The sequence below is a fragment of the Allobosea sp. UC22_33 genome, assembly GCF_042700715.1.
Lineage (GTDB): Bacteria > Pseudomonadota > Alphaproteobacteria > Rhizobiales > Beijerinckiaceae > Allobosea.
In genome coordinates, this window is the sequence record NZ_CP170556.1 from 1822997 (window position 1) to 1837974 (window position 14978).

The following is a 14978-nucleotide window of genomic DNA, read 5'->3' on the forward strand; positions in this document are numbered from 1 at the left end:
TTAGCCCAGATCGGGGCGCTTCGCGCAAATGTTGCAAAGTAAAATATCGATTCATTTCGAAGTCCCTCTAATGTAATAGGCTAGGTATTATCTTGCAAGACAAGGAAGTGGTTTATTTTGATATTATTTCAGCCCTAGCGTCTAACGCTGAAATTCCAGAACAATTGATCGATTGAATGATCGAAGCATCCCTCACTTTTTACCTCAATTTATCCGATGATCGAGGTCGAGGACCGCCGACGCGGGCGGGATAGGCACCGGCTGAAGACGCCGTCCCGGAATGCGTATGCCCCGCTCACGGGAGGGCGCTGGACTCCGCTTCTGGCCAACGCCACCCAAGCGCATGGCATGGTTCCGATGTGACGCTGCCGCGCAACGAGCGGAAGCGGCTTCACCGTCGATATGTCGGCGGAATTGCGCGGCGCCCGCGCGCCCATCGGCTTCCTCACGGAGCCGCTTTGCCTTCAGCCGGCCGCCTTCGGGCCGCGATCCTGGTTGGTGCTCTCAGGATCCAATGCGTATTTCGTCAGGGAATTCGAGACGGACGAAGCCGAGATCCGCTGAAAAGCACGGTGCTCGACCTGCCGGGGCAGGGTCCAGATTCCAAACGTAACCCGCGCCGAGAGCAAGTTGCGCAATTCTTCACAATCCGATGCAACAAGAGTTGGCGTCAGCAGTTGGCTGAGGGTCACTGTCGAAAGCATATCATGTCGAAGCTGGTCGTCCTGATCGTCGAAGACGAGCCGCTGCTCCGGATGGACGCTGCAGGCTTCATCGAGGATGCCGGCTTCGAGGTTGTCGAGGCGGCCCATGCCGACGAAGCCATCGACATCCTCAGAGCCCGCAACGACATTGCGATCGTGTTCACCGACATCGAAATGCCGGGCTCCATGGATGGCATGAAGCTGGCGCACGCTGTGCGATTGGGCTGGCCGCCCATCCTCCTCGTGGTCGCGAGCGGGCGCGTGATGCCTCGCGAAGGCGACCTGCCCGAGAATGTTCGTTACATCAGGAAGCCATACCGGCCAGCCGAAGTCATCGCAGCGTTCCGGCCGAAGGACTGATCAGTCGGCAATGAGTGCGTCGATGGGGCCGCGAAGCGAAAAGACCACGCCGGCCGGCTGATAGTCCACGGTGGCGGCGCCGCTGAAATATCCCGCCAAGGCGCGCTCGATCATGCGCGATCCGAAGCCGCGACGGGTAGGGGGCTCGACAAGTGGGCCGCCGCTCTCGCGCCACTCGAATGCGAACTGCCCCTCGACAACGGACCAGGTTATGTCGATGCGCCCGCCATCTCGGCTGAGCGCGCCATATTTTGCAGCGTTGGTCGCCAGTTCATGCAGCGCAAGCGCCATTGCCAGCGCGGTCTTCGACGACAGCTCGACTGCGGGACCATTGATCCGGAAACGCGACAGGTCGCTTTGCCCCTTCAACGACTCCTGGACGAGGTAAGCCAGGTTTGCCCTGGCCCAGACTGTCTGGGTCAGGATGTCCTGCGCCGAGGCCATCGTACCCAACCTGGCCGTGAAGGCTTCCTTGATTGCGTCGATCTCGGGGCCGCCACGGATCGTCTGATTGGCGATCGCCTGAATCATGGCGACGGTGTTCTTCATCCGGTGCTTGAGTTCAAGCGCGAGCAGACGATGGCGCTGTTCGGCCTCCTTGATCGCCGTGATATCGCGCGACACGGACAGGATCGCCTCGGGCTTGCCGTCCGGGCCCAGGATCGGGCCGACCTGGACGTCCCAGAACCGCGGATTGCCGGCGGCCGTATCGGCCGCGCCCTGGAAGCGGTAGCTGCGGCCGGCCCGCGCTTCCTCGATCGCGAATTTGGCTTCGGCGTTGCCCTGGTCAGCCCAGAAATCCGGCCAGGGACAGCCCTTGATGGCGTTGAAGTCGCTGACTTCCATGATGCGCTGGCCGCCTTCGCTCATGAAGGACAGCTTGCCGTCGAGGTCGATGACCTTGATGCAATCGTCCGACGCCGCCAGCAGGCTGCGCATGAAGCGGGAATCGCGAAGTTCCGGCGTGGGCAAAATGTCCCCGATTTCGTTCCCGTCCAGGGAATGTTCCTGGTTATGTCATGTGCTGCCACACGGCCAGGCGCCTGTCTCTGTCTTTTGATGCCCCAGCCCGGTCAGGCGCCGGGGAGCAGCCCTTGATATCCATGTTGAAACATCCATATACCATCCAGATGGATGGTATATAGATCTGCCATGAAAACGCCTGACAGCGAGAAACTGACGCTCAACCTCGGTTTCGTGGATCTCGGCCGCATCGACCTGCTGGTCCGCGACGGCTTTTATTCCAACCGCTCGGACTTCATCCGTACCGCGATCCGCAGCCAGCTTGCGACCCATTCCGATGTCGCCGCGAAGGCGACGACGCGCCTGGCGCTCGAACTGGGATTGCGGACCTTCACGCGGCGGGATCTCGAAGCCGTGGTCGCAGCCGGGGAGCAGCTCGAGATCCGAGTCCTCGGCCTGGCCGTGATCGATGGCGACGTCTCCCCGGACCTGGCGCGGCAGGCCATCGCCTCCCTCACCATCCTCGGGGCGCTGCACGCATCCCCCGAGATCAAGGCCGCCCTGGCCGATCGATTGACATGACCCAAAGGACCTTCGCCATGAATCCGCGTTTTCACGCCGCCATCGGCGAAGCCATGAACCGCCTGCGAACATCCGACATCACGGGCGCAACGGCGGCGATACAGCAGGCTCTCGCCGGACGCGGGTCCATGCCCTCGGCTGCCCCGGACGGCGGCGCACGAAGCGGTGACAATCCCGAAGCACCGCCGGCGCGCGGTCTCCGGGCGATCCTGCAAAAGCTTCGGCAGGAGCAGGCGAGCTTCGTCCACGCGCCGGGCCATGGCGACACCGTCACGGACGATGCGCGGGACGGTGAAAACGTCCGGGCACACCGGTTCCAATCGGCCGCAGGCTCGGTGGCCTACAAGCTCTACGTGCCGTCCGATCATGCCGGCCGTGAACTCGCGCTGGTGATGATGCTCCATGGCTGCACGCAAAACCCGGATGATTTCGCACGCGGCACCCGGATGAACGCATTGGCCGACGAGTTCGGGCTGATCGTCGCTTACCCTTCGCAGCCGAAATCGGCCAACGCGCAGGGTTGCTGGAACTGGTTCGACCCTCGCCATCAGCAGCGTGGCGCTGGCGAACCGGCCGTTCTGGCCGGGCTCGCCCAGGAACTGGCTTCGGAATTCAAGATCGACCGCAAGCGGGTCTTCGTCGCCGGCCTGTCGGCGGGCGGAGCGATGGCCGATGTCCTGGCCTCGGCCTATCCCGACGTCTTCTCCGCGGCCGGCATCCATTCCGGCCTGCCTCATGGCGCGGCTCGGGACGTCATGTCCGCATTCGCCGCGATGAAGGGAAATGCGAAAGTGACGGCACAAGGCCGTTCGCCCGTCAGGAAGATCATTTTCCACGGGACCGCCGATGCCACGGTTCACCCATCGAACGGCAGGGCCGTTTTCGATCTCGCGGGATCCGCGCAAGGGAAGCCTGCAGAGTTTCAGACCGATGCGGTGATCAACGGCAAACGCGTAACCCGGTCGCTGATCGGGCATGGCGATGCTCCTGCACGCGCCGAGCACTGGCTGATCCATGGCGGCAGCCATGCCTGGTCGGGAGGTGACCGCGGCGGAAGCTATACCGATGCGACGGGCCCCGATGCCTCGCGCGAGATGGTCCGCTTTTTCCTCGAGGCCTGAGAGGGTCTTGCGCGATTCGGAAAGTGCGCGCGCAGAAAGCCTTGCGCTGCGTCCCGCTCCAGCTCTGTCGACGGCGCATGCCAATCTGCTGTCGATAGAGAGGCTGGCGTTGGATTGCGTTCCGATCGACGATTGCGCTGGGTGAAGCGATCGCAATAGTCTCGCGTCAGCAGCCGGTCTCGCAAAGCCGGCAGGTGAGGTCCAGTGTCGCTGCTCGGCGACATGGTGAACCCTCGAATGACGCCGGAGGTGATTTCATGATTTTCAGGACGACATTGGCCGCACTGGGCGTTGCGGGCTTGATGATGACGGCCGCGCCGGCGCAGGCGCAGGCGGCCAAGGATCAGTTGACCATCGGCGTCGCGCAATTCCCCTCGACGCTCCACCCCAACATCGATGCCGAAGTGATCAAGGCCTATACGCTGGGCTTCGTCATCCGCAACATCACGGCCTTCGACAAGGACTGGAAGAACACCTGCCTGAGCTGCGTCGAGCTTCCCAGCGTGAAGAACGGCACGGCCAAGATCATCGACCTGCCCAATGGCGGCAAGGGCATGGAGGTCACGATCAAGCTGAAGCCCGATCTGAAATGGGCCGACGGCAAGCCGGTCACGACCAAGGACCTGGAATTCACCTGGCGCATCGGGCGCGATCCCAAAACCGGCTTCTCCAATCCCCAGCCCTGGACGCGGGCCGTCAAGCTCGACGTGATCGACGCGACCACGGCTGTGCTCACCCTCGACAAGGTCTTGTCGTCCTATAGCGAGTGGGACCAGATTCTGCCGGAGCATATCGAGGGGCCGGTCTACGAGAAGGCCAAGGAGGCGGGCGACTACATCAAGCAGACGACCTATGCGCGCAACCCGACCACGCCGGGCCTGTATAACGGCCCTTATATGGTCACCGGTTACACTTCCGGATCGCAGGTCGTGCTCGAGCCCAATCCCTATTGGGCCGGCACCAAGCCCGGCTTCAAGCGTATCGTCCTCAAGCTGATCGAGAACACCGCGGCCCTGCAGGCCAATCTCCTGTCGGGCGATGTCGACATGATCGGCGGCGAGGGCGTCGGGCTCTCGATCGATCAGGTCCTGGAGCTGCGCAAGCAGCATCCCGATCGCTTCGAGTACCTGTTCAAGCCGAGCCTGAACTACGAGCATATCGACCTGCAGAACGGCAATCCGCTTCTCAAGGATGTGCGGGTGCGGCAGGCCCTGATCTACTCGGCCGATCGCAAGACGCTGACCGACCGCCTGTTCCAGGGCCTGCAGCCGGTGGCCGACACCTGGGTCAATCCGCTCAATGCGAATTTCACCAAGGACACGCTGCACTACCCCTATGATCTGGCCAAGGCCAAGGCGATCCTGGCGGAAGCCGGCTGGAAGCCCGGGCCGGACGGCATCTGCCGCGACGCCGCCGGAACGCGCCTGTCGATTGAGTTCGGCACGACCGCGGGCAATCGCCTGCGCGAATTGCAGCAGGCCGTGCTGCAGAACAACTGGAAGGCCGCCTGCATCGAGGTCCGCATCAAGAACGAGCCGGCCCGGACCTTCTTCGGCGAGACCATGAAGAAGCGCAGCTACGGCGGGCTGGCGATGTACGCCTGGTCGAGCAGCGTGACGGAATCGCCGCGCCGGACGCTGGCGAGCGACAACATCCCGACCGAGGCCAATGCCTGGGGCGGCGCCAACTACATCAACTTCTCCAATCCGCGCATGGACGAGCTCATCACCAAGTCCGAATCGGCGCTCGATCCGGAGGAGAGCAAGGCGCTCTGGGCCGAGATGCAGAAGATCTATGCCCAGGAACTGCCGGTCATCCCGCTGTTCTTCCGCTCGGAGGCGCATGTCTACCCGAAATGGCTGAAGGGTTACGAGCCGACCGGGCACGGTCATTACGTCTCGATGTTCAGCGAGAACTGGCGTTCCGAGTGATCGGACCCGTTGCGAGCCCGGGCTCGGCCGCGACGATGCGGCCGCTGAACGGGCAAGGCCTCACGCTGCGGCGCGCGGGAGCGCGCCGCCATAGGGAGTTGGGTTGATGGCGTCCTTCATCACCCGCCGGCTGCTGCAGACCTTCGTCGTGCTGCTGGTGATGTCGTTCGTGGTCTACGGGCTGATGGGCCTGATGCCCGGCGACCCCGTCGACATCATGGCGGCGAGCCAGCCCGGCATGACGCCGGAGGTCATGGCCAATCTCCGGGCGATCTATGGGCTCGATCAGCCGCTCATGGTTCGCTATGCGCGTTGGCTGATGGCGGTGCTGAGCGGCGATTTCGGCTTTTCGCGCACGCATGCGCGGCCCGTGCTGGAGGTCCTGACTCCGGCCCTGCTGCAAACCTGCAAGCTCATGCTGGCGAGCTTCACGCTCAGTGTGATCCTGTCCTTGATCCTGGGCATCGCCTCGGCGCTGAAGCCCGGCGGCTGGGTCGACGGCTTCGTCAGCCTGTTCGCCTTCGCCGGGATCTCGGTGCCGATCTTCTGGCTCGCCCTGGTGCTGATCCTGACCTTCGCGGTCGGGCTGCAATGGCTGCCGGCGAGCGGCATGGGGCAGGTCGGCAATTTCGGCTTCTGGGATCAGGTGCGGCATCTCACGCTGCCGGTCCTGGCGCTGACGCTGGCCAATACCGGCCAGTTCACCCGCTATGTCCGCGCTGCGATGATCGAGACGCTGCAGATGGATTTCGTGCGGACGGCACGCGCGAAAGGGGTCGGCAGCTGGCGCATCATCCTGATTCACGCGCTGCGCAACGCCATGGTGCCGTTCGTGACGATCATGGCTCTGAGCTTCGGATCGCTGTTCTCCGGTGCCCTGGTCACCGAGACGATGTTCGCGCAGATGGGCATGGGCAAGATGATCTACGACTCCATCCTGTCCAACGACTTCAATCTCGCTCTGATCGGATTGCTGTTCGCGACGTTCACGACGCTGATGGCCAATCTCCTGGCCGATCTGGCCTATGTCGCCCTCGACCCGCGGATTCGACTGGAATGAGCACTCTGGACACGCCCGTGGCGCAAGGCGGACACGACCAGCCGCGTGTGGCCGATACGCAATCGATCTGGGCGCTGCGCTGGCGCCGCTTCCGCGGGCACCGCACCGGCGTCGCGAGCCTCGTCGTGCTCGCCTTGCTGGTCGCGTTCTGCCTGATGGCGGGGCCGCTGGAAGCCTGGCGCGGCATCGACGCGACGCAGACCGACCTGTTCAAGCGCTACCAGCCGATCTCGGCCGAGCATTGGCTGGGGACCGACGATGCCGGGCGCGACGTGCTGGCAAGGCTGATGTATGGCGGCCAGGTTTCGCTCCTGGTCGGGCTGCTGGCCACCCTCATCGGTGGCGTCTTCGGGGTCTCGCTCGGCCTGCTCGCAGGCTATTACGGCGGCCGTCTCGACAATGCCCTGATGCGGCTGACCGACGGCATGATCGCCCTGCCGCTGCTGCCGCTGCTGATCGTGCTCGGCGCGGTCGATCTGACCAAGCTCGGCTTTTCCACCGAGTCCGCCCATTCGCAATCGGTCGCCTTCTGGCGGATCATCCTGATCATCGCCCTGGTCGACTGGACGGCGATCGCCCGGATCGTCCGGGCCGCCACCCTCTCGGTCAAGGAGCGCGACTATGTCAGCGCGTCGCGCGGCAGCGGCGCGAACGCGCTCTACATCATGGCGCGGCACATCCTGCCCAACACGATCACGCCGATCATCGTGGCCTTCACGCTGACCGTTGGGCGCGTCATCCTGTTCGAGTCGGTGCTGAGCTTTCTCGGCTTCGGCATCGTGCCGCCGACGCCGAGCTGGGGCAACATGCTCAACAATGCCCAGGAGCTGGTGACGACTGCGCCGGCGTTGGCGATCTATCCGGGGCTCCTGATCTTCATCACGGTGATCGCGGTCAATTTCCTCGGCGACGCCATGCAGCACGCCTTCGATCCGCGTTCGGAGAAATAGCCCGGGCGATCTCACGGCCGGCCGATCCGCTGCCCTTGCCGGGGTGATTGGCCGGCCCGGCCCCGGTCTCGATACGCCGCTCCCTCGACGGAAGCCCTGTCCGCAAATGGACGCGCAGGAAGCTCGATCTCGCTCCCGGAATCCGTCCGCGGGCCGGCCTAACGATCGGTGCCGGGGGCCTTCGCCGCGCTCCAGAGCATGGCGGCTCCTAGCAGGGCGGCACCGATCGAGGCGGCAAAGACCGCGATCTTGGCGGCGGCGAAGTCGCCGGGATCGGCAAAGGCCTGGCCGGCGATGAAGAGCGACATCGTGAAGCCGATACCGGCGAGCGCGCTCGCGCCGGCGAGCTGCAGCCAGGAATACTCCGCTGGCTTGACCGCGATGCCGAGGCGGACGGCCAGCGCGGTCAAGCCCAGCATGCCGAGCGGCTTGCCGAGCACGAGCCCCGCCACGATCGCGAGCAGCAGCATCCCGCGGCCTTCGAGGACATCGGGCGCGATGACGACGCCGGCATTGGCGAGCGCGAAGAGTGGCAGAACCAGATAGCTCGAGCGGGCGCCGGCATGCCGGAGCAGGCGATCGGCCGGCGATTCGAGGCGGTCATGGATCGCGTCGAGCGCGCGCAGCGCCGGGGTCGAGGGGCCATGCCGCAGGACCTCGGCGCCATGGGCCGCTTCCGCAAGCATGATCGAATTGGCCTGGGCGGTGAGCGCGGCGAGATTGGCGGGCGGGCGGGTCGGGATGAACAGCGCCAGGACGACGCCCGCCAGCGTCGCGTGCAGCCCGCCGGCATGGACGCAGACCCACAGCGCGATGCCGATCAGCGCATAGGGAGCGACGCGATAGATATGCGCGCGGTTGAGCGCCGCAAGTCCACCGGTCAGGACCAGCGCGGCCAGCAGATAGCCGAGCTGGAGCTTGCCCGAATAGAACAGCGCCACCACGATGATCGCCCCGATATCGTCGACGATGGCCGCGGCGGTGAGGAAGATGCGCAGCTCGATCGGCACCCGCGAGCCCATCATGACGATGATCGCGATGGCGAAGGCGGTGTCGGTCGCCATCGGCACGCCCCAGCCATGCGACCAGGGGCCGCCCGGAAGGACGAGCATGTAGAGCGCCGCCGGTACGACCATGCCGCCGATCGCGCCGGCAATCGGCAGCGCCGCGGAGCGCCGGCCGGCGAGATGGCCGACGGTGAACTCGCGCTTGATCTCCAGTCCGACGACCAGGAAGAAGATCGTCAGCAGGCCGTCATTGACCCAGTGTTGGAGCGACATGCCAAAGCGGGCTTCGCCGAAGGACAGCGCCAGCTCGCGATGCCAGAAGGCATCGAAGCCCGGCCCCAGCGGCGAATTCGTCAGCGCGATGGCGAGGATCGTCGCGAGCAGGAGCAGGATGCCGGCCGAGGGCCCCCAACTGGCGAAATCGAGGGCGGCCGCCCGGAAGCGGTGGCCGAGCGTCCCCAGCATCGCATCGAGGAAGGAGCTCTCGTCCCAGGGACCGTCATAGCGCCGATCGTTGATGAAGAAGGTCGGCGTGAAGCGCACGCCGCTGGCATGGGAGCTGGCGATGTCGGCTTCGACGCGCGCCGCGGCCCGTTGCGCCTCTGTTGCGTCTCGCTCGGGTGCGATGGTGGCGAGGCCGAGATCGCGCGCGACCGCCTCGAGATCCTCCTCGGTCAGTACCTGGGAGCGCGTCATCAGCTTGACATGCGCGTCCCAGAACTGCTCGGCGGTCGCTGCACGTTCGACGAGGGCGGCGGCGCGCAGCGCGATGTCGCTGCCGGTCAAGGGGCGATGGCGGAAGACGTAGCGCAGGCGCTCGCCGAGCTGGTCGCGGACTTCGGCGATTCGTTCATTGGCGGCACGGCAATAGGGGCAGGCATAGCTGCCATATTCGACCAGCGTGATCTGCGCGCGGCCGGAGCCGAGAACGTGATCGGCGGTATCGTCGACGGAGCGGTCGAGATGGTTGGCGATCGCGGCCTGCGACATCCCTGTCTTTCCTCTCCATCGACGCCAGCGGCGCGCACCATGCAGGTTCGGCCATCCGGATAAGCCAGTCACGCCCATGGTAGCCACAACCGGGGAGATGCGTCAGCATCGGGCCTGACCGCGCCGCACGCCGTCGGCCAACAGGCAATAGGGAGCAGCTATGACACGCCTTCTGGGAATCTCCGGCAGCCTGCGAAAGGCGTCGTTCAATACGGGCCTGCTGCGGGCTGCGGTCGATCTGGCCCCGGACGGCGCGACGCTACTGGCCGGCAGTATCGCGGGAATTCCGCTCTATAACGGCGACGACGAGCGGGAGCAGGGCATACCGCCGGCGGTACAGGCCCTGAAGCAGCAGCTGGCGGCGGCGGATGGCCTGCTGCTGTTCACGCCTGAATACAACAACTCCCTGCCGGGTGTGTTCAAGAACGCGATCGATTGGCTGACGCGGCCGGCCTCCGATATCGGGCCGCTGTTCGGCGGCAAGCCGGTCGCCGTGCTCGGCGCCTCTCCCGGCGGTTTCGGGACGATCCTGGCGCAGGACGCCTGGCTGCCGGTGCTGCGCACCCTCGGCACGCGGCCCTGGTTCGAGGGGCGCCTGATGGTGTCGCGGGCGCAGAGCGTCTTCGATGCCGAGGGCAACCTGACCGACGAGACCACGCGCCAGCGCCTGGCGCAGTTCATCGCAGGCTTCGCCGCCTTCACTGCCGGGCGCTGAGCGTCGCCGGCTCAGGGTGAATGGCGCGCGAGCCGATCCGCCGCGAGCGCGCCATCCTGCTCCGTGAGCGCGTGACCGGCCGGGATGGCATGCGCTTCGATCGCGGCGCCAGCCGCGCTCAGTGCCGCCTGGAGAGGCCCGGCCAGGTCGCGATACGGATCCTCGGTGCCGGTCAGCATCAGCAGCGAGACGCCGACGAGCGTTGCGGTCGGCGGCTCCTCCAGCACCGCGGCAGGGCGCAGGAGGATGGCACGCCGCGCCAACTCGGGATGCAGCAGCATCGCAGCCGCGAGCAGATTGGCGCCGTTCGAATAGCCGAGGAAGACGAGGCGCTCGGGCACCAGGCCGTAGGCCGTCCGCGCCTCTTCCACGAAAGCGGCGAGGGCGCCGGCCTCGAAGCGGATATCGTCTTGGTCGAAGGCGCGTTCGGCGTGGCGTCGGAACCAGCGGGCGGTCCCTTCCTCCGTGCTGCGGCCGCGCAGGCCGAGCAGCGTCGCCCGTGGCGCGATCCGCTGTGCCAGCGGCATCAGATCGGTTTCGTTGCCGCCGCTGCCATGCAGCAGCACGACCACGCTGCCGTCGGGCTCGGCCGGCTGATGGAAGCGATGCACGAAGGGCAGGTCGCGATAGATCACGCGCTCTTCGCCGGGCAGGGCGAATTGCGGCAGAACGGCCCGAATGTCGTCGGCTTCGGCCTGAGCATCGGGCGGGACGAAGAGCTGTGTGCCCAGCGTCTCGACGGGTTCGTCGATGCTGAAGCCGGGGCCGTCCGTGGCGAATTCGATCAGCGTCCCGCCGGGCTCGCGGACATAGAGCGAGGTGAAATACTGGCGGTCATGCAGCGTGGTCGGGCTGGAGTTCAGCTTCGAGAGATCCCGTTCGATGCCCGAAAGTCGGGCAGCGTCGGGAACCCGTACGGCCACATGGTCCGCCGTTCCGGTGCCGGGAATGCCCGGCCAGAAGCCGCCGGCATCGCGGATATCGAGGCTGTCGCCCGATTCCGAGCGCAGGCGCTCGATGCCGCCTTGGCGGGCCTGACGGGCAAAACCGGCATGCGTGGTCAGAAAATGCACGGTTTCCTCGGTCGTCGCCGAGAGAACCGTGACGCCGCGCAGGCGGTGGATGCGCTGCTCCGGAGGGATGTCGGCGGAGGTCCAGCCTTCGCCGGACAGCGTGCTGCCGACCAGCTTCACCACGAATCCGTCGGGATCGCGCAGGCGCAGGACGGTTTCGCCGAATTCCTGCAACGGGCCCTCGGTGGCGACCCCGAAACGCAAGGCGCGTTCCAGCCAGAACCCGATCGCGGCCGGTGCTATGGCAAAGGCGATCTCGCTGACCTGGCCATGCCCGGCTCGTCCGGGCGAACCGTCCTCCCAGACCAGGAAAGTCACGAGCGAGCCGGGCGAGCCTTGCGCGTCGCCGTAAAAGAGATGGAGCTGGCGGGCATCCTCATAGCCGCCGGTGCGCTTGACCAGGCGCAGGCCGAGGAAGCCGACATAGAAATCGACATTGGCCTGCACCTTGCGGGTGATCAGGGTGACGTGATGCAGGCCGCTGGTCACGAAATCTCTTCCTCTATCGGCGCCCCGCGGACGGCCGCTCAGTCGGCGGCGGTCGCCGCGCGGGTGGAAATGCCAATGTAGCCATTCGACGCCGGCGTTTGCCATGGGCTGGTCTCGCAACAAGGCCTGCCGGCTACACGGATGTCGCTTCGCCTCGCTCGCCTTGTCAAAAGTAGAAATTGACGTGTCCCGAACCTTGCCCGCAAGATGCGACGTGGCTGCCGTCAAGGCTCCCGAGTTTCGGGGCGCTCATCGACCGGGTTGCAGGCTGGAACCGTTCCGGCGATTTCTGCTGGCCGCTGTCTCGCTCATGGTCGTCAGCGCGTCCGGCGCGGCCGACGAACTCCGCAGATGGCCCGCCGAGACGGCGCCGGCGCTCGTGCTCAGCCAGCTTGACGGCCCCGGCATCGATCTCGCGGAATTTCGCGGCAAGCCTGTCATCGCTCATTTCTTTGCGACCTGGTGCGCGCCCTGCATCGAGGAAATGGCGTCGCTGAACGCGCTTGCCGCCGCGGGGAAGGGCAATCCCGCCATCCTCGCCATCAGTGTCGGCGAGGTCGATGCGCGCGTGCGCAACTTCTTCCGCGATCGTCCCGCCGCCTTTCCGATCCTGCTGGATCGCGACCGCGGCGCGATGAAGACCTGGCGGGTCGAGGGCCTGCCGACGAGCTTCGTGCTCGATCGCGATCTCAGGCCTGCGCTCAAGGCCGACGAGCCGCTCGACTGGACGAGCGCGTCGGTCGCGGCGGCGCTCGCGAGTTTGCCGTCCACACTGCCGAAAAACAACCGAGGGGAAAAGGAGACGCCGCCATGATCAGCCGTCGCGACATGTTGAAGACCGGTGCTTGCGCTGCCGCCGCTTTGGCGCTCCCTCGTGCTGCCGCCGCGCAGGCGGTGGCCTTCGCGCCGAAGCCCGGGGCCTGGCGGGATTTCGAGGTGGCGACGCGTCTCGAGCTGCCCTCGAATGGCAAGGCTCAGGCCTGGATTCCCCTGCCTTCGATGCGGGAGGACGCGTGGATCAAGCCCGGCAAGAGCAGTTGGGAGACCAATGCGCTGTCCGCCGAAGTCGTCCGGGACCCGAAATACGGTTCCGAGCTTCTGCACCTCGTCTTCAAGGACGGCGAGGCCGCACCGCGCGTCGAGCTCCGCAGCGGCTTCTCTCTGCGCGACCGGGCCGAGAACCTCGCGACCAAATCCACTGTTCCGGCGCTGGGAGAGGCCGATCGCAAGCTCTATCTCGAAGCGACGGAGCTGATGCCGACCGATGGCATCGTCCGGGAGACCGCGGAGAAGGCGGCCGCCGGCAAGACGGGCGATCTCGACAGGGCGAGGGCGATCTATGAATGGGTCGTGGCGAACACCTTTCGCGATGCCAGGACCCGGGGCTGCGGCACCGGCGATGTCGCCTCGATGCTGCGGACCGGCAACCTGAGCGGCAAATGCGGCGATCTGAACGCGCTCTATGTCGCCCTGGTCCGCAGCGTCGGCATACCGGCCCGAGACATCTACGGCATCCGCGTCGCACCCTCGAAATTCGGCTACAAGAGCCTCGGGACGGGTTCGGACGTCATCACCAAGGCCCAGCATTGCCGGGCGGAGATCTGGCTCGACGGCTATGGCTGGGTCGCTGCCGATCCTGCCGATGTCCGCAAGGTCGTGCTTGAGGAGCCCCCGGGGAACAACACGGTCGACGATCCGAAGGTCGTTGCGGCGCGGCAGGCGCTGTTCGGCGCCTGGGAAGGCAACTGGCTCGGTTACAATGCCGCGCACGACCTTGTCCTGCCCGGCTCAAGTCACAAGGTCGGCTTCCTGATGTATCCGCAGGCGGAGGTTGCGGGCGCGCTGCTCGACTGCCTCGACCCCGATACGTTCAAGTACATGATCAAGTCGACCGAGCTGACGGCCTGAATGCGTTGCGGGGCGAAGGCAAGACCTTCGCCCCGTGCCTGCCGGGCTTTCCCGTGTAGCGACCCAGCCGCCGACGGCGGTCTTAGGCAAGCGGCTTGAGACCGGCCTCGATCTGCGCACGCTGCGCCTCCAGGAAGGGCGGCAGGGACAGCCGCTCGCCGAGCGTCGCCAGCGGCTCGTCGACCGCGAAGCCGGGGCCATCGGTGGCGATCTCGAACAGATTGCCGCCCGGCTCGCGGAAATAGAGCGAGCGGAAGTAATAGCGCTCGACTTCGCCGCTGGAGGGAATCCGGTTCTCCCTCAGACGACGCGTCCAGTCCGTCATGCCTTCGAGATCCGGGGTCCGGAAGGCGACGTGGTGGACACCGCCGGCACCCTGCCGCGCGATGGGCAGGCCGGGCTGGACCGCAACGTGCAGTTCCGCTGCCGGGCCGCCTTCGCCCATCGCGAAGACATGGACGTCTCCTTTGCCATCGGGCGAGGCGTAGCTGCGTTCGCGGCGCATGTTCATGACCTGCGTCAGCACGGCTTCCGTCGGGCCGAGATCGGGCACGCTGATCGTGATCGGGCCGAGACCCCGGATCTGGTGCTCTGCCGGAACCGGGCTGCCCGACCAGGCATGGGCGCTGCCGGTGCCGCCATCGTCGATGAAGCGCAGGCGCTGGCCTTCCGGATCTTCGGCGTCGAAGGAGGCCCGCCCGTCCAGCAGCGCCACGGGTGTCTTGGCATGGCCGCTGACCGAGAGCCGCTCGTGCCACCAGTTCAAGCCATTTTCTCCGGCGACGCGCAGCGCCGTGCGCGAGATCGAATGCGTACCGCGCCGCTCGGGTGCAGTTGGCCAGTCGAAGAAGGTGATGTCCGAGCCGGGGCTCGCCTGTCCGTCGGCATAGAACAGGTGATAGGCCGAGGTATCGTCCTGGTTGACGGTCTTCTTGACCAGGCGCAGGCCAAGATCTTCGGTGTAGAAGCGCTTGTTGCCGGGTGCATCGGCGGTGATTGCCGTGAGGTGATGGATGCCGGTGAGGTGAAGGGTCATGGCTTTTGTCTCTCCGTTGTTCTCTCCGGCGTGATATCGAGACGCTTCCGCGACTTGGTAGGTGACGCTGCGAGAACGGATTGTTCCCG

13 protein-coding genes are annotated in these 14978 nt (G+C 65.8%); 9 read left to right on the forward strand and 4 right to left on the reverse strand.

What is annotated here, in order from left to right; genetic code table 11:
• The first annotated feature begins 572 nt into the window (after window positions 1-572).
• Window positions 573-1064, forward strand: coding sequence for a response regulator (locus ACFJGT_RS08680; protein WP_377847892.1), 492 nt, complete (start codon window positions 573-575; stop codon window positions 1062-1064).
• On the opposite strand, the gene ACFJGT_RS08685 is transcribed toward ACFJGT_RS08680, so the two are convergent.
• Window positions 1065-2003, reverse strand: coding sequence for a sensor histidine kinase (locus ACFJGT_RS08685; RefSeq protein WP_377847896.1), 939 nt, complete (start codon window positions 2001-2003; stop codon window positions 1065-1067). It abuts the gene before it with no gap.
• A 213-nt stretch (window positions 2004-2216) separates the two neighbouring features.
• On the opposite strand from ACFJGT_RS08685, the gene ACFJGT_RS08690 reads away from it, so the two are divergent.
• The 5 genes from ACFJGT_RS08690 to ACFJGT_RS08710 all read left to right on the forward strand — a co-directional run bounded on the left by ACFJGT_RS08690 (window position 2217) and on the right by ACFJGT_RS08710 (window position 7671).
• On the forward strand, window positions 2217-2609 hold the full coding sequence (locus tag ACFJGT_RS08690) for a CopG family transcriptional regulator (protein WP_377847898.1): 393 nt from the start codon (window positions 2217-2219) through the stop codon (window positions 2607-2609).
• A 53-nt stretch (window positions 2610-2662) separates the two neighbouring features.
• Window positions 2663-3730 carry an alpha/beta hydrolase family esterase gene (locus tag ACFJGT_RS08695; RefSeq protein ID WP_377847901.1) on the forward strand — a complete coding sequence of 356 codons (1068 nt, stop codon included), beginning with the start codon at window positions 2663-2665 and terminating at the stop codon, window positions 3728-3730.
• A gap of 257 nt (window positions 3731-3987) precedes the next feature.
• The gene (locus tag ACFJGT_RS08700) at window positions 3988-5661 is read left to right on the forward strand and encodes a peptide ABC transporter substrate-binding protein (RefSeq protein WP_377847903.1); all 1674 of its coding nucleotides are present in this window, start codon (window positions 3988-3990) and stop codon (window positions 5659-5661) included.
• A gap of 106 nt (window positions 5662-5767) precedes the next feature.
• Window positions 5768-6721 carry an ABC transporter permease gene (locus ACFJGT_RS08705; RefSeq protein WP_377847905.1) on the forward strand — a complete coding sequence of 318 codons (954 nt, stop codon included), beginning with the start codon at window positions 5768-5770 and terminating at the stop codon, window positions 6719-6721.
• Window positions 6718-7671 (forward strand): ABC transporter permease, encoded by a 954-nt coding sequence (locus ACFJGT_RS08710; protein ID WP_377847908.1) that lies wholly within the window; start codon window positions 6718-6720, stop codon window positions 7669-7671. The genes ACFJGT_RS08705 and ACFJGT_RS08710 overlap by 4 nt, the downstream gene beginning before the upstream one ends.
• Before the next feature lie 158 nt (window positions 7672-7829).
• Here ACFJGT_RS08710 and nhaA read toward each other — a convergent pair whose 3' ends face one another.
• Window positions 7830-9668 (reverse strand): Na+/H+ antiporter NhaA, encoded by a 1839-nt coding sequence (gene nhaA, locus ACFJGT_RS08715; RefSeq protein WP_377847910.1) that lies wholly within the window; start codon window positions 9666-9668, stop codon window positions 7830-7832.
• Between the two features lie 160 nt (window positions 9669-9828).
• Here nhaA and ACFJGT_RS08720 point away from each other — a divergent pair, with 160 nt between their 5' ends.
• A complete protein-coding gene (locus tag ACFJGT_RS08720) occupies window positions 9829-10383 on the forward strand; it encodes an NADPH-dependent FMN reductase (protein ID WP_377847913.1) in 555 nt (184 codons plus the stop codon).
• 11 nt (window positions 10384-10394) lie between these two features.
• On the opposite strand, the gene ACFJGT_RS08725 is transcribed toward ACFJGT_RS08720, so the two are convergent.
• Window positions 10395-11945 carry a VOC family protein gene (locus ACFJGT_RS08725; RefSeq protein WP_377847915.1) on the reverse strand — a complete coding sequence of 517 codons (1551 nt, stop codon included), beginning with the start codon at window positions 11943-11945 and terminating at the stop codon, window positions 10395-10397.
• 103 nt (window positions 11946-12048) lie between these two features.
• On the opposite strand from ACFJGT_RS08725, the gene ACFJGT_RS08730 reads away from it, so the two are divergent.
• Together ACFJGT_RS08730 and ACFJGT_RS08735 are read left to right on the forward strand one after the other, a co-directional pair.
• Window positions 12049-12759, forward strand: coding sequence for a TlpA disulfide reductase family protein (locus tag ACFJGT_RS08730; protein WP_377847917.1), 711 nt, complete (start codon window positions 12049-12051; stop codon window positions 12757-12759).
• On the forward strand, window positions 12756-13853 hold the full coding sequence (locus ACFJGT_RS08735; protein ID WP_377847919.1) for a transglutaminase-like domain-containing protein: 1098 nt from the start codon (window positions 12756-12758) through the stop codon (window positions 13851-13853). Before ACFJGT_RS08730 ends, ACFJGT_RS08735 begins: the two co-directional genes overlap by 4 nt.
• Before the next feature lie 82 nt (window positions 13854-13935).
• Here ACFJGT_RS08735 and ACFJGT_RS08740 read toward each other — a convergent pair whose 3' ends face one another.
• Window positions 13936-14889: a ring-cleaving dioxygenase gene (locus ACFJGT_RS08740; RefSeq protein ID WP_377847922.1), complete on the reverse strand. Its 954-nt coding sequence runs from the start codon at window positions 14887-14889 to the stop codon at window positions 13936-13938.
• Window positions 14890-14978 lie beyond the last annotated feature (89 nt).